Source organism: Hydrogenophaga sp. SNF1, assembly GCF_034421675.1.
GTDB lineage: Bacteria > Pseudomonadota > Gammaproteobacteria > Burkholderiales > Burkholderiaceae_C > Hydrogenophaga > Hydrogenophaga borbori.
Map to the genome: position 1 here is coordinate 2,079,167 of NZ_CP139793.1, position 18,503 is coordinate 2,097,669.

An 18,503-nucleotide genomic window follows, 5' to 3' on the forward strand; every position below is an offset into this window, starting at 1 on the left:
CCCTGGGGCCCGTTACTCAGCGCAGGCCCCGGCCATCCGGGGTTGCCATTTGCCCTCATCTCCTTCCTTCGTGAAAGCCCTTCGATGACCCAACCCACCGCCATCAAGCGTTCATCGACTCCCGTGACAGCGCCGCAGGTGCCCGTCGACCAGGGCAGCGCCACCGCCCAAAGAGTGGATAGGGTGCTCGGTCGCAATCCCCAGGCGAAGCAAGCCTTCGTCTTCAAGCTGCCGGGGTTTCGAGAGCTGTCGATGGCGACGCCCAACTGGTTCAAGCGGTGTCAGAAAGGCATGGATGCCATCAACCGGGATACCCACCGGTTCTTTCACAAACTGGGCGTCGAGAACCTGTTCCACCCGGATCCCACGGTGCGCGAAGCGGCGACATTCGTGGCGCAAATCGCTGAAAAGAACGGCAGCGATGCGTTCGACGTGACACCGAAGCTGCGCGCGGCGGTACGCACACTGGCCGACCCCTCCAGCGGAGCCTTTCAGCGTTTCCAGCGCCGCGAAGAGAAAGACCGATTCTTGAAAGAGACCGGCTTTGGCAACCAGCTGACGGCGCTTGCCCGACAGAAGCTGGCGTCTGGTGCTGCCAGTGCGAGCCCTCTCGTGGAACTCGATGCGGTCGTGTCGGCGTTCCATCCTGCACTTCCTCATGAACTGCAGGAACGATACGACGCGATGCGCCAAGGCCGCGTCAGATGGTCTCGCGAACTCGACGCCGCCGTGACCGCCTATGCGCGTCAGACGTACGGCGGCGAGAACCCTTTCGAGGCGCGGTCATCCGCGGGCCAACCGGTGTCGGACCTGCTGACGTTCATCACGACGGGGGGGACGGAAAAACTGGCCAAGGGGGGGCGTTCGATCCAAGCCTTGAACGGATTCGATGGCATCACATTCGGCACTCGCACCGAGGCGCTTCACCACCTGCTGTGGAATACGCCCTTCCTCGTCCGCGTGCCGCCCTCGGAAGCCAACCGGTTCATGAAGCTGTACAACGAACTCGCGAACGCGGGGCTGTAAGGGCGCGCTGACGCGCGGTGGACCAGCATCGCGATCCACCTCAACGGGAGATGCTGTCGGCATCTCCCGTTGTGTTTGGGGCGGATGAATCGCCAAGCCGCCTCCCGCCGCTAGGCGGGCGCGGTTCGGTCGCTTAATTCAGTCGCTCAAGGCGCTGAGGACCAGCGCATACGACCTGCCCAGCCACAAGGCGCTGTCGCGGTGGTCGCCCAGTTCATCGCCGGTGTTGGGGTGGATGAACACATCAAGCGCGCCATGGTTGAGCGCGAGCCAGCTGGTCACACACGAAAACTGGTCGGCCTCAAAGGCCAGTTGGTACGACCACATCGGGTGTGGCCCCACGGGTTTTTCGTGGAAACGGCCGATCTGCACCCGCTCGGCCAGATCGCTGGCGATCAATTCCCGCAGGGCCCAGGCCGCGTCGCGCGTGGCGGCGTCGAAGTAGACGTGGGCGTGCCAGCTGGCGATGGAAGAGGGATCGCGCGGGGACATGGGAAGAGAAAGAAGGTGACGAGCCTTGACCCCGGCACTGGCTCCACAGTTAGGGCTGCTTGGTTCCCCACCTGACCCGGTTGGCCGCTTCACCATGCGGGAAGGCCCGTCACCCGCGATTGTAGGCGACGGGGCATGACCGCCACCGGGGCACGGGTACCCCGACGCATAGAATCGCCCGATGTCCTACGTCGTCCTCGCCCGCAAGTACCGGCCGCGCAATTTCCGCGAGATGGTGGGCCAGGGCCACGTGGTGCAGGCCCTCGCCAACGCGCTCACCAGCCAGCGCCTGCACCACGCCTACCTGTTCACGGGCACGCGTGGTGTGGGCAAGACCACGGTCTCGCGCATCCTGGCCAAATCGCTCAACTGCACCGGGCCCGACGGTCAGGGCGGCATCACCGCCGAGCCCTGTGGTGTGTGCCAGGCCTGCACCGACATCGATGCCGGCCGCTTCGTCGACTACACCGAACTCGACGCGGCCTCCAACCGCGGCGTGGACGAGGTGCAGTCGCTGCTGGAGCAGGCGGTCTACAAGCCGGTGCAGGGCCGCTTCAAGGTCTTCATGATCGACGAGGTCCACATGCTCACCAACACCGCGTTCAACGCGATGTTGAAGACGCTGGAGGAGCCGCCCGAGTACCTCAAGTTCGTGCTCGCCACCACCGACCCGCAGAAGGTGCCGGTGACGGTGCTGTCGCGCTGCCTGCAGTTCAACCTGCGTCCCATGGCACCCGAGACCGTGGCCGAACACCTGCAGCAGGTGCTGCAGGCCGAGGGCGTGAACGCCGAGCCGCAGGCGCTGCGGCTGCTGTCGCGCGCGGCGCGCGGCTCCATGCGCGACGCGCTGTCGCTCACCGACCAGGCCATCGCCTTCGGCGGCGGCCAGCTGCTGGAGGCGCCGGTGCGCCAGATGCTCGGCGCGGTCGACCGCAGCCATGTGCTGCGCCTCATCGACGCGCTGGCGCGCGCCGACGGCGCGGCCGTGGTGGACACCGTGAACACGTTGCGCATGAACGGCTTGAGCGCGGCGTCCACGCTGGAGGAGATGACCGGCCTGCTGCAGCGCATGGCGGTGCTGCAGAGCGTGCCCGAGTCGGCCACCACCGACGACGACCCCGACGCGCCCGAGATCGCGCGCCTGGCCGAGGCCCTGCCCGCCGACGAGACGCAACTGCTCTACAGCCTGTGCCTGCATGGCCGCACCGAACTGGGCCTGGCACCCGACGAGTACGCGGCCTTGACCATGGTGCTGCTGCGCCTGCTCGCCTTCAAGCCTTCGGGCGCGGCGGAAAAAAAAACTCTGAGGCCGGCTGAGGCCCGGCCAGCGCCGGCGGTACCGGTCGCCACGGCGGCGCCCGCCGTGCCCGCTGCGCCTGTGGCCGTCGCACCGCGTCCGGTGCCCGCTGCGCCCGTGGGGGCGCCGGTCGCTGGCGAACCGGGCGCGCGACCGGCCCCCGCCGCGCCAGCGCAGGCCCCCGCGCCGGTGGCGCCCGTGGCCCGGGAGCCCATCGCCGCGCCGCCGCTGCCCGCGACCGCCGCCGATGGCCCGCCCGACGACGAAGCCCCGTGGCCCGAGCCCGACGAGGACCTGCCGCCCTGGGACCCGGTGCCGGCGCCCACGGCGGCTCGGTCACCCGCGGCACCGGCCCCCGCCGCCGCGCCGGTGGTGCGCATCCCCGTGCGCGACCCGGGCTCGCCGGGCCGGCTAGACCAACCCCGGCCCGCCGCCGCGCCCTTGCAGCCCACGCCCGAGGGCGACTTCTGGTCCGGGCTGGTGCAGCAGCTGGCGGACAGTGGCGCTATCACCGCGCTGACTCGCGAGCTCGCGCTGCAGTCACAGCTGGTGTCGCGCGAGGGTGCGCGCTGGCTGCTGCGCATCGAACGCGAAACCCTGGCCCAGGGCAGCAACCGCGAACGGCTCATGGCCGCGCTGCACGCCGCGGGCCACACCGTCGAACTCGCGCTGGAGAACGGCGTGGTCACCGATTCGCCCGCGCGGCGCGCCACCGCCGAGGCCGAGCGCCGCCAGCGCGAGGCCGAGCAGCAGATCCTCGGCGACCCCTTCGTTCAGGCCATGATGCGCGACTTCGGCGGCACAATCGTGCCCGGCTCGCTCAAGGCGATAAGCTGAATCACCCCCGCCGCGCTTCGCGCGACCCCCTCCAGGGGGCACACCAGCGGCCCGTCCTGCACATGTCAAAGGGCGGTTCCGCGGTGTGCCCCGATCAACCCCAAGGATTGCCATGTTCAACAAAGGACAACTTGCCGGCCTCATGAAGCAGGCCCAGGCCATGCAGGACAACCTCAAGAAGGCCCAGGAAGAACTCGCCCACATCGAGGTCACCGGCGAGTCCGGCGCCGGCCTGGTCAAGGTGGTCATGACCTGCAAGCACGACGTCAAGCGGGTCACCATCGACCCCAGCCTGCTCGCCGACGACAAGGACATGCTCGAAGACCTGGTGGCTGCCGCCTTCAACGCCGCCGTGCGCAAGGCCGAGGAGACCTCCAGCGAGAAGATGGGCAAGCTCACCGCTGGCATGCCGGGCCTGCCGCCGGGCATGAAGTTTCCCTTCTGATCCCCCGCCCGGTGGCCGACAACCATTCCCTGGAGAACCTGGTGCAGGCGCTGCGGCGCCTGCCCGGCGTGGGTGTGAAGTCGGCCCAGCGCATGGCCTTTCACCTGCTGCAGCACGACCGCGAGGGCGCGCAGCTGCTGGCAGGAGCCTTGCAGGCGGCGGTGAGCGAGGTGCGCCACTGCGCGCTCTGCCACACCTTTACCGAAGACGAGGTCTGCGCCACCTGCCGCGACCCGCGGCGCGACCGCAGCCAGCTCTGCGTGGTGGAAACCCCGGCCGATCAGGCCGCCATGGAGCGCACCGGGGCCTACAAAGGCCTGTACTTCGTGCTCATGGGCAAGCTCAGTCCGCTTGACGGCGTGGGCCCGCGCGACATCGGCCTGGACAAGCTGTTCGACCGCGTGGACGACCCCGCCGCCGAGGTGCCGGTGCGCGAGGTGATCCTGGCCACCAACTTCACCGCCGAGGGCGAGACCACCGCGCACGTCATCGCGCAGGCGCTGAAGGACCGGGGCCTGCAGGTCACGCGCCTGGCGCGCGGCGTGCCGGTGGGCAGCGAGCTCGAGTACGTCGACCTGGGCACCATCGCGCACGCCCTGGTCGATCGGCGCTGAAGTTCCCGTTCCGCGGGTCGGTGTAAACCCGCTCAGGACTCGCCCGGATGGCGGGCGCGCCTCGCCCCCCTAATCTCGGCGCATGGGTCCCCTGAACCGCCGCCAGTGGAGCGCCGCCATGGCCGGGCTGGCGCTGGCCGCCGGTGCGGGGCCGGCCGGGGCCGCTCAGCCCACCCCGCGTCCGGCCCCCTGGCCACCCAAGCTGGTGGACACCCGCATCGTGATCGCGCTGGAGCCGCGCACCGGCCTGGGCAACCTGCCGCTCACGGTGGCCGAACAGCGCCACTTCTTCCGCGAGGAAGGCCTGGACGTGGAGCTGCGCGAATTTCCCGACCTGGGCCAGGCCATGGCGGCGGTGCAGGCCAAGGCGGCGCACGTGGTGTGCGTGCCCTTCGCGCAGCTGATCGCGCCGCCGGCGCACGCCCTGGGCTGGCAGAGCTTCGTGGTGCAGGGCCGCGCGCCGCAGGTGGTGCTGGGCGTGTCGCACAAGACGGTGCCGGGGTTTCGTGGCCCGGCCGATCTGCGCGGGCGGCGCGTCGGACTGCACGCCAAGGACCCGCTGGCCCGGCGCGTGCTCACGGCGTTCCTGCAGCGCGAACAGGTGAGGGAGGACGAGGTGCAGGTGCTGCCCCAGTCCAGCCCCGGGGCGGCGCTGCTGGCGTTTCGCGGCGGGCAGCTGGACGCGCTGTGCCATGCCGATCCCATGATGACGCTGCTGGAGCAGTTGGGCGAGCTGCGCGTGGCGGTGGACACGCGCAGCCTGGGCGGCACCACCGAGGTGTTCGGCGGGCCCGTGCCGGTGGGCTGCCTGAGCGCGCCGGCCGAATTCCTGGAGCAGTACCCGCGCGTGACGCAGGCGCTGACCGACGCCGTGGTGCACGCGCTCAAATGGCTGCAGACGGCCGGTCCCTCGGACCTCATCAAGACCGTGCCCGAGAGCCACTTCCAGGGCGACCGGGCAATCTACCTGGCCACGGTGGAGCGATCGCGCGACGCCTGGACGGCCGATGGCCTGATGCCGCGCGGCGGTCCCGAGGCCATGAACCGCGTGGGGGAGGGAACGCCGCTGGCGCCGGCCGAGGTGGCGCGGCATTTCACGAACGCCTTCGCGCAGAAGGCGAAGGCGCGCTTCAGGGCCTGAGGCCCGCCCGCGCGCCGCGTCACTGGCGCGCGGTCTTGCTCGACCCCGAGCTGGCCGTGCGGGACTTGCTGGAGGAGGTCTTCGCGGCGGTCGCCGACTTTTTGGCCGCGGGTTTTTTTGCCGCTGCCGAGCGGCTCGCGCTGGCGCGTGGCTTGACCGCCTTGGTGGACCGCGCCGTGGTCGTGGCCTTGGCGCGCTGGGACGGCAGATGCAGGGTCACGCGCTGGCCGGTCTTGAGCGAACTGCCCACCGAGAGGCGGTTCCATTCGGCCACGCTCGCCGCGCTCAGGCCGTAGCGCCGCGCCAGGCGGGCCACGTTCTCGCCCTTGCGGGCCTTCACCACCACGCGCCGCGTGGTCACTTCGGGCTGCAGGCTGAGGGTGCCGTTGTCGGCCACGTGGGCGGGCACGTCGCGGTCCAGCTTGCCGTTGCGCGGCACGATGAGGCTGGAGCCCGCGCGCAGCCGCATGCGCGGCGGAATGGCGTTGACCTTGCGCAGTTCGGCCTCGCTCATGCCCACGCGCTCGGCCGCCTGCGCCACCGTCATGGTGCTGGGCACCACCCAGGCCGTCCAGCTCGCCAGCGGGCCGCTGTAGGCCTGCAGCTTGCGTTGGAAGATCACCGCGTTGTCCCAGGGCAGCAGCACCTGGGGCGTGCCGGCGGCCATCACCACGGGCTGCTTGAGGGACGGGTTGAGCGCGCGCACGTCGGCCTCCTCGACCTCGGCCAGGCGCGCGATCACGGCCACGTCCATGTCGCGCTCGATGCCGACCGTGTCGAAGAAGGGGTGGTTGCCGATGTCGGGCAGGGTGGCCGAGTAGCGCGCCGGGTTGGCCACGATGTTCTTCACCGCCTGCAGCTTGGGCACGTAGTGGCGCGTCTCGGCGGGCATGATGAGGTCGCCATAGCCCGTGGGCAGGCCCGCGCGCTGGTTGCGCGTGATGGCACGGCTGACGTTGCCCTGGCCCCAGTTGTAGGCGGCCAGCGCGAGGTGCCAGTCGCCGAAGCGGGCGTGCAGTTGCTCCAGGTAATCGAGCGCGGCGCGGGTGGAGGCCAGCACGTCGCGCCGGTCGTCGCGGAAGGCGTTCTGCTTCAGGTCGAAGGAGGCGCCGGTGGCCGGCATGAACTGCCACATGCCGGCGGCGCGCGCGCTGGACACGGCCTGCGGGTTGAAGGCGCTTTCGATGAAGGGCAGCAGCGCCAGCTCCATGGGCAGGCCACGCGCCTCGATCTCCTCCACGATGTGGAAGAGGTAGCGGCTGGAGCGCTCGGTCATGCGCTGGATGTAGTCGGGGCGCGAGAGGTACCACTGCTCGTGCTGGCGCACCAGCTCGTCGTTCAGGTCGGGCAGGGCCAGGCCGCGGCGGATGCGCTCCCACAGATCGGCGGGCGCGGCCAGCGAGGTGACGGTGGGCGCGTCCATCGGCGCGACGGCGAGGTCACTCAGGGGCACGTTGCCGGGCAGGCGCACGGCGGGACCGCCGCGCGCGCCGGTGGCGGGGTCGCTGGCGGGCGCGCTGGCGGTGGGCGAGCCGGGGGCATTGACGGCGACGGTGCTGGCGCAGCCGGCCAGCGCCACGGGGAGGGCGAGGGCCAGCGCCAGGCGCTGGGCACCGCCACGCAGGCGCGCGAGCGCCGGGGCAAGACAAGGGATCATCGAAAAACGTTCTTCCATTCGCGCAGCGTGGCGAACACGGCCACCGGATCGGCCGAGAGGCCGGGCGCCTGTTGCTGAGCCGCGGCCACCACCTCGGGTTCCGCGGTGCGCAGAAATGGGTTGATGCGCCGCTCCAGATCGATGGAGCTGGGCAGGGTGGGCTGGTTGCGCGCGCGCTGCTGCTGGCAGTGCCGCGCATAGGCCGCGAGCTCGGCGTTGCCGGGTTCCACCGCTTGCGCGAATTTCAGGTTGGAGAGGGTGTACTCATGCGTGCAGCACACGCGGGTGGTGCCGGGCAGGGCCGCCAGGCGGTTCAGCGAATGGTGCATCTGCGCGGGCGTGCCTTCGAACAGTCGGCCGCAGCCGCCCGAAAACAGCGTGTCGCCGCAGAACAGCAGGGGCAGGCCGTCGAGTTCGGGGGTGTAGTACGCGATGTGGCCGCTGGTGTGGCCCGGCACGTCGATCACCTCGAAGGCCAGGCCCAGCGCCGCGACCCGCTCGCCCCCGCCCACGCGGTGCAGCGGCTCGGGCATGGGCTCGTGGACGGGGCCGATGACCTGGGCACCCGTGGCCTCGCGCAGGGCGGCCACGCCGCCGGTGTGGTCGGCGTGGTGGTGCGTGATGAGGATGGTGTCGAGCGCCAGGCCCAGGTCCTTCAGCGTGGCCAGCACGCCCGAGGCCTCGCCCGGGTCGACCACCAGCGCGCGGCGGCCGTCGTGCAGCAGCCAGATGTAGTTGTCGGTGAAGGCGGGGATGGGCAGGAGCTGCATGGGGGCTGCGGTGGGCGTAGGGGTGGGGCGTGTAGAGTGCGGGCACTGTGAACACGCCCCCGCGCCGATGACCGAAAAAATTATAGGGTTGACCGAATGGTTCGCGACCCCGCCTGGCAGGTACCTGCTGGCCTGGGAGCAGGACCGGTTCGACCTGGCGGTGGCCGATGTGTTCGGTTTCCATGCCTTGCAGCTCGGTGTGCCCGAGCTCGACGCGCTGCGCGCCAACCGCATGCCGCAGCGCTGGCTGGCCTTGCCCGAAGGCGATGCGCCCGCCATCGATGGCGCGCGCGTGGCGCTCGTCACCGACGCCGCGGCCCTGCCGTTTCCCGAGGCCAGCCTCGACCTGGTGGTGCTGCCGCACACGCTGGAGCTCAGCGCCGACCCGCACCAGGTGCTGCGGGAGGTCGAGCGCGTGCTGGTGCCCGAGGGTCGGGTGGTGCTCACCGGCTTCAATCCCGCGAGCCTGTGGGGCCTGCGCCAGGCGCGCGCGCGCGCCCTGCAGCGGCTGGGCCGGGGCACGCGTCCGTACCTGCCCGAGGCGGGCGAGTTCATCGGGCCGGGCCGCCTGCGCGATTGGTTGCGGTTGCTGAGCTTCGAGATCGAGGCCCAGCACTGCGGCTGCTACCGTCCCGCGGTGCGCACCGACAAATGGCTGCACCGCCTGCGCTGGATGGACCGCGCCGGCGCGCGCTGGTGGCCGATCTTTGGTGCGGTGCACGTCACCACCGCGGTCAAGCGGGTGCGCGGCATGCGCCTGCTGGGCCCGGCCTGGAAGCCGCGCCGCGTGCCGGCCACGGCGCCGGTGCCGCTGGCCAACCGGCAGCGGCGCTGAGGCGCTCGCCGTCGCGCCGCGCGGCGGCACGCACGGCCACCGGGCATTTTTTCTTTGGATGGAGCATTCTTTGGACCACGTGGTGATCTACACCGATGGCGCCTGCAAGGGCAATCCCGGCCCCGGCGGCTGGGGCGTTTATCTGAAATCCGGCGGGCATGAAAAGGAGTTGTGGGGCGGCGAGCGCGACACCACGAACAACCGCATGGAACTCATGGCGGTCATCCAGGCTCTGTCCGCCCTGAAGCGGCCCTGCCGGGTGTCGCTGCACCTGGACAGCGAGTACGTGCGCAAGGGCATCACCGAATGGATCCACGGCTGGAAGAAGAAGGGCTGGGTGACGGCAAGCAAGCAGCCGGTCAAGAACGCCGATCTGTGGCAGCGCCTCGACGCCTTGGTGCACGGCGGGCCGCACCGCGTCGAGTGGCACTGGGTGAAGGGCCACGCCGGCCACGCCGGCAACGAGCGCGCCGACGCGCTGGCCAACCGGGGCGTGCCGGGCTGAGGGTTCTGCGCGAAAAATCGCCCGGTTCGACTGTTACCGTTTGTCAGCGGGACACATTCGGACTGCACAATGTCGGGATTGTTGGCATGGAAACTGTTGCCTCAGGGGCACAGGGCTGACAGCAGCATTCGAGCGGAGACTTCATGGCGAAACCCAAATCAACGGTCTGGCTGGCGGTGCTGGGCCTGGCGCTGGCGCTGGGCGGTGCCTGGTGGTGGCAGCAGCAGCCGCGCGCCTCGGGCGTGTCCGGCTCGGCGGGCGCGGCCTCAGCGCCCCGTGCCGCCAGCGGCGCCGGTCCGGTCAGCGTGGAGATCGCCGCCGTCAAGCAGGCGCGCCTGCAGGACGACGCCCAGGCCGTGGGCTCGCTGAACTCGCGCCAGGCCGTCACCCTCAAGCCCGAAACGGCGGGCCGCGTCGCCCGCATCGCGTTCAAGGACGGCCAGGGCGTCAAGCGTGGCCAGTTGCTGGTGCAGCTCGACGACACGCTGCAGCGCGCCGAGCTGAGCCAGGCCCAGGCCCAGCTGTCCATCGCGCGCGCCAATCTCAAGCGCAATGAGGAGCTGCTGGCGCAGAGCTTCGTGGCCGCGCGCGTGGTGGACGAAAGCCGCGCCGCCCTGCAGGTGGCCGAGGCTCAGGTGGACCTGGCCCAGGCGCGGCTGCAGCGCATGCGCATCACCGCGCCCTTCGATGGCACGCTGGGCCTGCGCAGCATCAACCTGGGCCAGTACGTGAAGGACGGCGATCCGCTCGTCAACCTGGAGGACACCTCCCAGCTGACGGTGGATTTCCGCCTGCCCGAGCGCTATCAGAACCGCATCGCCCCGGGCCAGTCCGTGCAGGTGCAGCTCGACGCGCTGCCCGGCCAGCGCTACCCGGCGCGTGTGCTCGCGGTCGATCCCCTGCTGGACGCCAACGGCCGCTCCATCGCGGTGCGCGCCGAGATGCCGTCCTCCCGCGGCCAGGAGCTGCGCCCCGGCATGTTCGCGCGCGTGCTGATCGTGTTCTCGGTGAACGAGAACGCGCTGGTGGTGCCCGAGGAGGCCCTGGTGCCCCAGGGCGGGCGCCAGTACGTCTACGTGCTCGACGAGCAGGGGCAGGGCGACGCGCGCAAGCGCACCTCGCGCCGCGTCGAGGTGGAGCTGGGGGTGCGCCGCGGCGCCGACGTGCAGATCACCCAGGGCCTGAAACCCGGCGACACCGTGGTGGTGGCCGGCCAGCAGCGCCTGCAGCGCGACGGCACCGTGGTGCGCGTGGTGGACCTGGCGGCCCGCGCCGCCGCCGCGAACTGACGCCGCCGCGCGCCCGCCACCGGAGGCCCGCATGCAACTGCCCGAAGTCGCCATCCGCCGGCCGGTGTTCGCCACCGTGCTGTCGCTGCTCATCCTGCTGGTGGGCCTGGTCTCGTTCAACAACCTCACGGTGCGCGAGTACCCGCGCATCGACGAACCCACCGTCACCGTCACCACCCGCTTCGGCGGCGCCTCCAGCGAGGTGATCGAGTCCCAGGTCACCAAGGTGCTGGAAGACTCGCTCGCCGGCATCGAGGGGGTGGACATCATCACCTCCATCAGCCGGCAGGAGCAGAGCCAGATCACGGTGCGCTTCAAGCTCGAGCGCGACCCCGACTCCGCCGCCGCCGACGTGCGCGACAAGGTCAGCCGCGTGCGCCAGCGCCTGCCCGACGACGTCGACGAACCCACCATCGCCAAGGTCGAGGCCGACGCCACGCCCGTCATCTGGCTCGCGCTCAACTCCGACACGGTGTCGGCCCTGGACCTCAGCGACGTGGCCAACCGCCTCATCAAGCCGCGCCTGCAGACCGCGCCCGGCGCGGCCGACGTGCGCATCTGGGGCGAGCGGCGTTTCTCCATGCGCATCTGGCTCGACCCGGACCGCCTGGCCGCCTACAACCTGACGGTGCAGGACGTGGAGGACGCGCTGCGCCGCTCCAACCTGGAGGTGCCGGCCGGGCGCATCGAGAGCTTGCAGCGCGAGTTCAACGTGACGGCCGCCACCGACGTGCAGACGCCCGAGCAGTTCCGCGCCATCGGCATCCGCACGGTCAAGGGCCAGACCATCCGCATCGGCGACGTGGCGCGCGTGGAGCAGGCGCCGCAGGATGAGCGCACGTCGGTGCGCTACAACGGCCGCGACGCCGTGTCGCTGGGCGTGATCCGACAGGCCACGGCCAACCCGCTGGAGCTCTCGGCCGCGGTGCAGAAGATGCTGCCCAGCATCAGCGCCGAACTGCCCAGGGGCGTGAGCATCGAGGTCGCCAACGACAACTCCATCTTCATCGACCGCTCCATCAAGGCGGTCTACACCACCATCGCCGAGGCGGTGGTGCTGGTGGCGCTGGTGATCTTCCTGTTCCTGCGCACGCTGCGCGCCTCGGTCATTCCGCTGATCACCATCCCGGTCAGCCTGATCGGCTCCTTCGCGCTGATGGGCCTGTTCGGCTTCTCCATCAACACGCTCACGCTGCTGGCGCTGGTGCTGGCCATCGGCCTGGTGGTGGACGACGCCATCGTGATGCTGGAGAACATCTACCGCCACATCGAGGAGGGCATGAAACCCTTCGACGCGGCGATCAAGGGCGCGCGCGAGATCGGTTTTGCCATCGTGGCCATGACGCTCACGCTGGCGGCGGTGTACGCGCCGCTGGCCTTCACGCCCGGGCGCACCGGGCGGCTGTTCGCCGAGTTCGCGCTGGCGCTGGCCGGCGCGGTGGTGGTCTCGGGCTTCGTGGCGCTCACGCTCTCGCCCATGATGTGCTCCAAGCTGCTGCGCCACGTGGACCAGCCCGGCCGCTTCGACCGCTTCATGGAGCGTGTTCTGGTGCGCATCAACCAGGGCTACGACCGCCTGCTGGGCCTGTCGCTGCAGGTGCGCTGGCTGGTGGTGGGGGTGATGCTCGCCAGCGCCGGCGCGAGCTGGTGGCTGCTGAGCTCCACGCGCTCGGAGCTGGCACCCATGGAAGACCGCGGCGTGGTGCTGGCCAACATCAATGGACCCGACGGCGCCACCCTGGCCTACACGCGCCGCTATGTGGACGCGATCGAGAAGATGGCCAGGGAGCAGCCGGAGTTCGACCGCATCTTCGCGGTGGTGGGCAACCCCTCGGTGGCGCAGGGCAGCGTGACCATGCGCGGCAAGGCCTGGGAGGAGCGTGAGCGCAGCACCATGGAGATCGCGCGCGCGCTGGCGCCGCGCATGGCGGCGCTGCCGGGCATCAGCGCTTACCCGATCACGCCGCCTTCGCTGGGCCAGGGCTTTCGCGAGCGGCCGCTCAACTTCGTCATCGTCACCAACGACACCTACGAAAACCTCGCAGCCGTGGTGCGCCAGTTCCAGGACCGCATGGCGCAGAACCCGGGTCTGGTGCAGGTCGACACCGACCTGCGCCTGAACAAGCCCGAGATCCGCATGGACGTGGACCGCGAGCGCGCCGCCGACATGGGCGTGAGCGTGGACGCCATCGCGCGAACGGTGGAAACCATGCTGGGGGGGCGCACGGTCACGCGCTACAAGCGCGACGGCGAACAGTACGACGTGGTGGTGCAGACCGTCTCGGCCAACCGCAGCACGCCCGAAGACATCGACCGGCTGTTCGTGCGCGGGCGCGGCGACGCGATGATCCCGCTGGCCTCGCTGATCAGCACGCGTGAGGTGGTGGTGCCGCGCGAACTGAACCATTTCGGCCAACGCCGCAGCGCCTCGATCACGGCCAACGTGGCGCCCGACTACTCGCTTGGCGAGGCGCTGCAGTTCATGGAGCAGACGGCGCGTGAGATCCTGCCCGCGGGCTACGCCACCGACCTGAACGGCCAGAGCCGCGAGTTCCGCAACGCCTCGGGCTCGCTGGCGCTGGTCTTCGTGCTGTCGCTGCTGTTCATCTACCTGGTGCTGTCGGCGCAGTTCGAGAGCTTCGTCGATCCCTTCATCATCATGCTGTCGGTGCCGCTGTCGATGATGGGCGCGCTGCTGGCGCTCAAGCTTTCAGGGGGCACGCTGAACGTGTTCAGCCAGATCGGCCTGATCACGCTGGTGGGGCTGATCACCAAGCACGGCATCCTGATCGTGGAGTTCTCCAACCAGCTGCGCGAGCAGGGACTGGAGAAGCTGGACGCGGTGAAGCAAGCGGCCGGCCTGCGCCTGCGGCCCATCATGATGACCACGGGCGCCATGGTGCTGGGCGCGATTCCGCTGGCGCTGGCCACGGGCGCCGGCGCCGAAAGCCGCCAGCAGATCGGCTGGGTGATCGTGGGCGGCATGTCGGTGGGTACGCTGCTCACCATCTTCGTGGTGCCCACCATGTACACGCTGCTGTCGCGCCGCCAGTCGGGCGAGTCGGCGCACCCGGTGATGCGCGACGAAGCGGGTGGCGATCACGCCGGGGCGATTCCCGCCAAGTAGGCGGGGTTACAGGGGCACGCCCACGGCGTCGGGCAGCGGTACGGCGCGCCGCGCCCCGCCTGGCTCGGGGGCCTCACACACGCTGAGCGCGGCCTGAAGGTCCCGCGCCGCGCTGCGCAGCGCCTTGCCATTGCGCACGTCCTGCACGGGGATCCGTGCAAGCAGCTTGTGCGCCATGTTGCGAACCAGAAGGAAGGGGTGCTCTTCGGCCAGGACGCGGCAGGCGGTCTTGAACCGAAGGCTGGCCGCTTGCCTGGCCGACTGGCGGGTCTGCCGGTACTTCGTGATGTTGAATCCGCAGTCGAGCAGCCGCCGCAGGGACATCGGTTCCTCCCATGCGCATTGCCCGTGGTCCATGCAGAGGGCCTTGTCGGCTTGTTGGTCGGCGGTGAGCAGCGCCATGAACCCCTTCACCACCCCGGTGGCTTCGTCGAGCGATGGGGCGCTGGCCTCATGGGGACCGCTGGCGTCCCCTGGGGGCTGCTCGAGGGGGGCGGCGTCGGGAGGGGAAGGGCAATGTCTCATATCGGTCCGTGGAGTCGATGCTGACAATGCCGCTTCAGTCGCCGCGGGCCGCCATTCGTTCCGCGTTCGGCCGCATGGCCGATGCCGGGCCTAGGGGGGAGCGGGCCTCGCGGCCCAGGTCTTCAGATCACCCCGTCGAAGACCATCACCTCGACGGTGTCGCCCACGGCCACGTTGCCCTGGTCGTGCCGCAACACGATCAGCCCATTGGCCTGGACCATGGAGCTGAGCACGCCCGAGCCCTGGTTGCCGGTGGTGCGGGCCACCAGCGTGCCGTCGGCCGCGCGCTCGACGGTGCCGCGCTGGTACTCGGTGCGGCCGGGTTTCTTGCGCATGGCTTCGCCGCTCCTGGCCTGCAGCAGCACCGGTGGCGCCACGTCCGCGCCCATGAGCCGCTGCAGGGCCGGGCGCACGAAGGCCAGGAAGGTCACCATCACGGCGACCGGGTTGCCCGGCAGGCCAAACAGCACCGCGGACTGGGCGCCTTCGTTGATGCGGCCCACCGCCATCGGGCGGCCCGGGCGCATGGCGATGCGCCAGAAGGCCACGTCACCGAGCTGTTTCATCATGGCCTTGGTGTGGTCGGCCTCGCCCATGCTGACGCCGCCGCTGGTGATGACGGCGTCGGCGCGCGCGGCGGCTTCGCGGAAGGCGGCTTCCAGGCGCGCGGGCTGGTCGGGGACCACGCCCATGTCGATCACCTCCACGCCCAGGCGCGTGAGCAGGCCGAACACGGTGTAGCGGTTGCTGTCGTAGACCGCGCCTTCGCGTGGGGCTTCGCCCAGGCTGAGGATCTCGTCGCCGGTGGAGAAATAGGCCACGCGCGCGCGGCGCCGCACGCGCACCGTGGGCAGGCCCAGGCTGGCCACCAGGCCCAGCGCCGCGGGGCCCAGCACCTGGCCGCGGCGCAGCGCGGGCTGGCCCGCCATCAGGTCTTCGCCCATGAAGCGGCGGTTGTCGCCGGGCTTGACCACGCCGGGCGGAATGGTGACCGTGTCGCCATCGACCCGGACGAATTCGATCGGCACCACCGTGTCCAGGCCCGCCGGCATGATGGCGCCGGTCATGATCTTCAGGCACTCGCCCGCGCCCACGGGGTGCGTCCAGGCCTTGCCCGCGAAGGCCGTGCCTTGGCAGCGCAGCACCAGCGGCGACGAACCCAGCGCGGCGCCATCGAAGGCAAAGCCGTCCATGGCGGAGTTGTCGTGGGGCGGCACGCTGATGGGCGAGACCACGTCCTCGGCCAGCACGCGGCCCAGGGCCTCGAAGATGCCGACGTCCTCGGTGTCGTTGATCGGCTCGACGAGGCGCGCGAGGAATGCACTGACGCGCTCGGCCGACAGGGCCTGGGGGTCATAGCCCTGCAGCTCGGCCGCGATCTGTTCGATGGTCTTCATGGGCGGCCCTGCTCCAGCGCGTGCAGCTCGTCCAGGGTGTTGGTGTTGAAGAAGGCCAGGGGGTCGTCGCCGGGTTGGTCGAAGGGCACGAGCACGGTGTGGTGCTGCTCGGTCCAGCGGTCGATCTTGCGGCCGCCGGCCTGCGTGAAGGCCACCAGGCTCTCGAGCAGTTGTACGCGCAACAGGCTGAACACCGGCTGCGCCCGCGGCGCGCTGCCGTTCTCGGGCGCGCTGGCCATGGCGATGTCGGTGGCCGGGTCGTCGAAGGCGGCGGCCAGGCGCCGCGCGAGGTCCAGCGGGAAGCGCGGCGTGTCGCAAGGCACCGTCAGCAGGTAGGGCGTTTCGGCGCGCTCCAGGCCGGTGAGAAAGCCGGCCAGCGGGCCCGCGTAGTCGCTCAGGGTGTCGGGCCATACCGGCACGCCGAAGGCCTCGTAGGCGCCGAGGTTGCGGTTGGCGTTGAGCATCAGCTCGCCGATGTGTTCGCCCTCCTGCAGCTGCAGGCGCATGAGCGCGTGCAGCGCCAGCGGCGTGCCGTTGAACTTCTGCAGGCCCTTGTCGGCCCCGCCCATGCGCGAGCCCCGGCCGCCGGCCAGGACCAGTGCCGTGATTTCTCTGGGGTGGATCATTCGAGGAAGTGAGGCTTAGCCACCGATGTAGCTCATCTCGACGCGCCGCTTGCCCGAGCCGGGCTCGGGCGGCAGCGAGGCGCGCAGCTGCGAGTAGCGGTCGTCGCGGCCTTGCCAGATGGCGCCGATGGCGCTGGCCAGCTCGGCGTCGCTCGCGCCGCCGCGGATCAGGTGGCGCAGGTCATGGCCTTCGGTGGCGAACAGGCAGAGGTAGAGCTGGCCCTCGGTGGACAGGCGCGCGCGGTTGCAGTCGCCGCAGAAGGCCTGCGTCACGCTGCTGATGGCGCCGATCTCGCCCGAGCCGTCGGCGTAGGCCCAGCGCTCGGCGGTCTCGCCAGGGGCGGTGGGGTCCAGCGGCACCAGGGGCAGTTCGCGCTGAATGCGTTCGATGAGCTCGGCGCTGGGCAGCACCTCGTCCATGCGCCAGCCGTTGGTGGCGCCCACGTCCATGTATTCGATGAAGCGCAGCACGATGCCGGTGCCCTTGAAGTGGCGCGCCATCGGCAGGATCTGGTCGTCGTTGGTGCCGCGCTTGACCACCATGTTGACCTTGATCGGCCCCAGGCCCGCGGCCTGCGCGGCCTCGATGCCGGCGAGCACCTCGGCCACGGGGAAGTCGACGTCGTTCATGGCGCGGAAGACCTTGTCGTCCAGGCCGTCGAGGCTGACCGTGACGCGCTGCAGGCCGGCGGCCTTGAGCGCGGCGGCCTTGCGCGCGAGCAGCGAGCCGTTGGTGGTGAGCGTCAGGTCCAGCGGCCGGCCCTCGGCGGTGCGCAGCGCGGCCAGCTGGCCGACCAGGATTTCCAGGTTCTTGCGCAGCAGCGGCTCGCCACCGGTGAGCCGGATCTTCTGCACGCCGTGCGCGGCGAACAGGCGCGCCACGCGGGTGATTTCCTCGAAGCTGAGCAGGGCGCCGTGCGGCAGGTACTGGTAGTCCTTGTCGAACACTTCCTTCGGCATGCAGTAGCTGCAGCGGAAGTTGCAGCGGTCCGTCACGCTGATGCGCAGGTCGCGCAGCGGGCGGCCCAGGGCGTCGCCCAGCAGGCCGGTGGCGGGCACGGCTTGTGCCGGTACCGTGGCGGCGCGCCGCTGCAGGCGCTGGTCGATGAGGGGAATGACCCGTTCGGACATCCCCCGATTGTGGTTCAAACGCAGCGGGCGCCGTCCACCTCCAGGCAAACCCCGGAAATGAACGCGGCTTCGTCGCTGGCGAGGTAGAGCACGGCGTTGGCCACGTCCTCGGGGGTGGAGAAGCGCCCCAGCGGGATGGTGCTGCGGAACTTGGCCAGTCGCTCGTCGGTGAGCTCGCCACCCGCAAAGGCCGTGCCCAGGCCGGTGAAGGGGTTCATCACCGGGTTGATGCAGTTGACGCGGATGTTGTCCGGCCCGAGTTCGGCCGCGAGCGACTTGCTGGTGGTGATGACCGCGCCCTTGGAGCCGTTGTACCAGGTGAGGCCGGGGCGCGGGCGCACGCCGGCGGTGGAGGCGATGTTGATGAAGGCGCCGCCGCCGTTGGCGCGGAACACCGGCACCGCGTGCACGGCCGAGAGGTAGATGCTTTTGACGTTGACCGCGTAGCAGCGGTCGAACTCTTCCTCGCTCACGTCCAGCGCGGGCTGGTTCTTGTGTGTCCAGCCGGCGTTGTTGACCATGGCGTCGAGGCGGCCGTGGCGCTGCACGGCGGCCTGCACCAGGGCCTTCATGTCGCTGGAGCGCGTGACGTCGGCGGCGAAGAAGCTGGCGCGCCCGCCCTTGGCCGTGATGTCGGCGACCACGCGCTCGCCGCCAGCGGTGTTGACGTCGTTGACGATGACCCGCGCGCCTTCTTCGGCCAGTCGGTGGGCGATGCCCTCGCCGATGCCGCCGCCCGCGCCGGTGACGATGATGGATTTGTCTTTCACTCGCATGGGATGTGCCTCT

At 70.4% G+C, this 18,503-nt stretch carries 17 protein-coding genes and 1 other RNA gene; 9 read left to right on the forward strand and 9 right to left on the reverse strand.

The window, feature by feature from the left end:
• Nucleotides 1–84 precede the first annotated feature (84 nt).
• Nucleotides 85–1,026: a hypothetical protein gene (locus SOM08_RS09870; protein ID WP_322470593.1), complete on the forward strand. Its 942-nt coding sequence runs from the start codon at nucleotides 85–87 to the stop codon at nucleotides 1,024–1,026.
• 138 nt (nucleotides 1,027–1,164) lie between these two features.
• Here SOM08_RS09870 and SOM08_RS09875 read toward each other — a convergent pair whose 3' ends face one another.
• Nucleotides 1,165–1,518 (reverse strand): DOPA 4,5-dioxygenase family protein, encoded by a 354-nt coding sequence (locus SOM08_RS09875; RefSeq protein WP_322470594.1) that lies wholly within the window; start codon nucleotides 1,516–1,518, stop codon nucleotides 1,165–1,167.
• A gap of 14 nt (nucleotides 1,519–1,532) precedes the next feature.
• An RNA gene (gene ffs, locus SOM08_RS09880) (signal recognition particle sRNA small type) lies at nucleotides 1,533–1,629 on the reverse strand.
• 70 nt (nucleotides 1,630–1,699) lie between these two features.
• Here ffs and dnaX point away from each other — a divergent pair.
• From dnaX to SOM08_RS09900, 4 genes are all read left to right on the forward strand, one after another.
• On the forward strand, nucleotides 1,700–3,652 hold the full coding sequence (gene dnaX / locus SOM08_RS09885; protein ID WP_322470595.1) for a DNA polymerase III subunit gamma/tau: 1,953 nt from the start codon (nucleotides 1,700–1,702) through the stop codon (nucleotides 3,650–3,652).
• A gap of 112 nt (nucleotides 3,653–3,764) precedes the next feature.
• Nucleotides 3,765–4,097 carry a YbaB/EbfC family nucleoid-associated protein gene (locus SOM08_RS09890; protein WP_116957792.1) on the forward strand — a complete coding sequence of 111 codons (333 nt, stop codon included), beginning with the start codon at nucleotides 3,765–3,767 and terminating at the stop codon, nucleotides 4,095–4,097.
• 11 nt (nucleotides 4,098–4,108) lie between these two features.
• Complete coding sequence (gene recR / locus SOM08_RS09895; RefSeq protein WP_070397975.1) at nucleotides 4,109–4,711, forward strand: recombination mediator RecR; 603 nt, start codon at nucleotides 4,109–4,111, stop codon at nucleotides 4,709–4,711.
• An 82-nt stretch (nucleotides 4,712–4,793) separates the two neighbouring features.
• Nucleotides 4,794–5,852 carry an ABC transporter substrate-binding protein gene (locus tag SOM08_RS09900; RefSeq protein WP_322470596.1) on the forward strand — a complete coding sequence of 353 codons (1,059 nt, stop codon included), beginning with the start codon at nucleotides 4,794–4,796 and terminating at the stop codon, nucleotides 5,850–5,852.
• Nucleotides 5,853–5,871: 19 nt separating this feature from the next.
• Here SOM08_RS09900 and SOM08_RS09905 read toward each other — a convergent pair whose 3' ends face one another.
• Both SOM08_RS09905 and gloB read right to left on the reverse strand, forming a co-directional pair.
• Nucleotides 5,872–7,527, reverse strand: coding sequence for a transglycosylase SLT domain-containing protein (locus SOM08_RS09905; RefSeq protein WP_416187006.1), 1,656 nt, complete (start codon nucleotides 7,525–7,527; stop codon nucleotides 5,872–5,874).
• Nucleotides 7,506–8,279 (reverse strand): hydroxyacylglutathione hydrolase, encoded by a 774-nt coding sequence (gene gloB, locus SOM08_RS09910; RefSeq protein ID WP_116957795.1) that lies wholly within the window; start codon nucleotides 8,277–8,279, stop codon nucleotides 7,506–7,508. Before gloB ends, SOM08_RS09905 begins: the two co-directional genes overlap by 22 nt.
• 67 nt (nucleotides 8,280–8,346) lie before the next feature.
• Here gloB and SOM08_RS09915 point away from each other — a divergent pair, with 67 nt between their 5' ends.
• From SOM08_RS09915 to SOM08_RS09930, 4 genes are all read left to right on the forward strand, one after another.
• The gene (locus tag SOM08_RS09915; RefSeq protein WP_181936417.1) at nucleotides 8,347–9,114 is read left to right on the forward strand and encodes a class I SAM-dependent methyltransferase; all 768 of its coding nucleotides are present in this window, start codon (nucleotides 8,347–8,349) and stop codon (nucleotides 9,112–9,114) included.
• A 70-nt stretch (nucleotides 9,115–9,184) separates the two neighbouring features.
• Nucleotides 9,185–9,619, forward strand: a complete 435-nt coding sequence (gene rnhA, locus SOM08_RS09920; RefSeq protein ID WP_116957797.1) for a ribonuclease HI — start codon at nucleotides 9,185–9,187, stop codon at nucleotides 9,617–9,619.
• A gap of 143 nt (nucleotides 9,620–9,762) precedes the next feature.
• Complete coding sequence (locus tag SOM08_RS09925; RefSeq protein WP_116957798.1) at nucleotides 9,763–10,908, forward strand: efflux RND transporter periplasmic adaptor subunit; 1,146 nt, start codon at nucleotides 9,763–9,765, stop codon at nucleotides 10,906–10,908.
• Between the two features lie 31 nt (nucleotides 10,909–10,939).
• Nucleotides 10,940–14,035: an efflux RND transporter permease subunit gene (locus SOM08_RS09930; protein ID WP_322470597.1), complete on the forward strand. Its 3,096-nt coding sequence runs from the start codon at nucleotides 10,940–10,942 to the stop codon at nucleotides 14,033–14,035.
• A 6-nt stretch (nucleotides 14,036–14,041) separates the two neighbouring features.
• Here SOM08_RS09930 and SOM08_RS09935 read toward each other — a convergent pair whose 3' ends face one another.
• The 5 genes from SOM08_RS09935 to SOM08_RS09955 all read right to left on the reverse strand — a co-directional run bounded on the left by SOM08_RS09935 (nucleotide 14,042) and on the right by SOM08_RS09955 (nucleotide 18,490).
• A complete protein-coding gene (locus SOM08_RS09935; RefSeq protein ID WP_322470598.1) occupies nucleotides 14,042–14,437 on the reverse strand; it encodes a hypothetical protein in 396 nt (131 codons plus the stop codon).
• A gap of 245 nt (nucleotides 14,438–14,682) precedes the next feature.
• Nucleotides 14,683–15,957, reverse strand: a complete 1,275-nt coding sequence (glp, locus tag SOM08_RS09940) for a gephyrin-like molybdotransferase Glp (protein ID WP_322470599.1) — start codon at nucleotides 15,955–15,957, stop codon at nucleotides 14,683–14,685.
• Nucleotides 15,954–16,583 carry a molybdenum cofactor guanylyltransferase MobA gene (gene mobA, locus SOM08_RS09945; protein WP_116957802.1) on the reverse strand — a complete coding sequence of 210 codons (630 nt, stop codon included), beginning with the start codon at nucleotides 16,581–16,583 and terminating at the stop codon, nucleotides 15,954–15,956. Before mobA ends, glp begins: the two co-directional genes overlap by 4 nt.
• A 15-nt stretch (nucleotides 16,584–16,598) precedes the next feature.
• Complete coding sequence (gene moaA / locus SOM08_RS09950; protein ID WP_116957803.1) at nucleotides 16,599–17,714, reverse strand: GTP 3',8-cyclase MoaA; 1,116 nt, start codon at nucleotides 17,712–17,714, stop codon at nucleotides 16,599–16,601.
• Nucleotides 17,715–17,728: 14 nt separating this feature from the next.
• Nucleotides 17,729–18,490 carry an SDR family oxidoreductase gene (locus tag SOM08_RS09955; protein WP_116957804.1) on the reverse strand — a complete coding sequence of 254 codons (762 nt, stop codon included), beginning with the start codon at nucleotides 18,488–18,490 and terminating at the stop codon, nucleotides 17,729–17,731.
• Between the last annotated feature and the right edge of the window lie 13 nt (nucleotides 18,491–18,503).

Bases quoted from the DNA above. Each gene is read 5' to 3' on its own strand.
- SOM08_RS09925 (WP_116957798.1), top strand. From the start codon at position 9,763: ATGGCGAAACCCAAATCAACGGTCTGGCTGGCGGTGCTGGGCCTGGCG.
- SOM08_RS09890 (WP_116957792.1), top strand. From the start codon at position 3,765: ATGTTCAACAAAGGACAACTTGCCGGCCTCATGAAGCAGGCCCAGGCC.
- moaA (WP_116957803.1), bottom strand. From the start codon at position 17,714: ATGTCCGAACGGGTCATTCCCCTCATCGACCAGCGCCTGCAGCGGCGC.
- glp (WP_322470599.1), bottom strand. From the start codon at position 15,957: ATGAAGACCATCGAACAGATCGCGGCCGAGCTGCAGGGCTATGACCCC.
- SOM08_RS09915 (WP_181936417.1), top strand. From the start codon at position 8,347: ATGACCGAAAAAATTATAGGGTTGACCGAATGGTTCGCGACCCCGCCT.
- SOM08_RS09935 (WP_322470598.1), bottom strand. From the start codon at position 14,437: ATGGCGCTGCTCACCGCCGACCAACAAGCCGACAAGGCCCTCTGCATG.
- SOM08_RS09930 (WP_322470597.1), top strand. From the start codon at position 10,940: ATGCAACTGCCCGAAGTCGCCATCCGCCGGCCGGTGTTCGCCACCGTG.
- SOM08_RS09870 (WP_322470593.1), top strand. From the start codon at position 85: ATGACCCAACCCACCGCCATCAAGCGTTCATCGACTCCCGTGACAGCG.
- dnaX (WP_322470595.1), top strand. From the start codon at position 1,700: ATGTCCTACGTCGTCCTCGCCCGCAAGTACCGGCCGCGCAATTTCCGC.
- gloB (WP_116957795.1), bottom strand. From the start codon at position 8,279: ATGCAGCTCCTGCCCATCCCCGCCTTCACCGACAACTACATCTGGCTG.
- mobA (WP_116957802.1), bottom strand. From the start codon at position 16,583: ATGATCCACCCCAGAGAAATCACGGCACTGGTCCTGGCCGGCGGCCGG.
- SOM08_RS09900 (WP_322470596.1), top strand. From the start codon at position 4,794: ATGGGTCCCCTGAACCGCCGCCAGTGGAGCGCCGCCATGGCCGGGCTG.
- SOM08_RS09875 (WP_322470594.1), bottom strand. From the start codon at position 1,518: ATGTCCCCGCGCGATCCCTCTTCCATCGCCAGCTGGCACGCCCACGTC.
- SOM08_RS09905 (WP_416187006.1), bottom strand. From the start codon at position 7,527: ATGGAAGAACGTTTTTCGATGATCCCTTGTCTTGCCCCGGCGCTCGCG.
- SOM08_RS09955 (WP_116957804.1), bottom strand. From the start codon at position 18,490: ATGCGAGTGAAAGACAAATCCATCATCGTCACCGGCGCGGGCGGCGGC.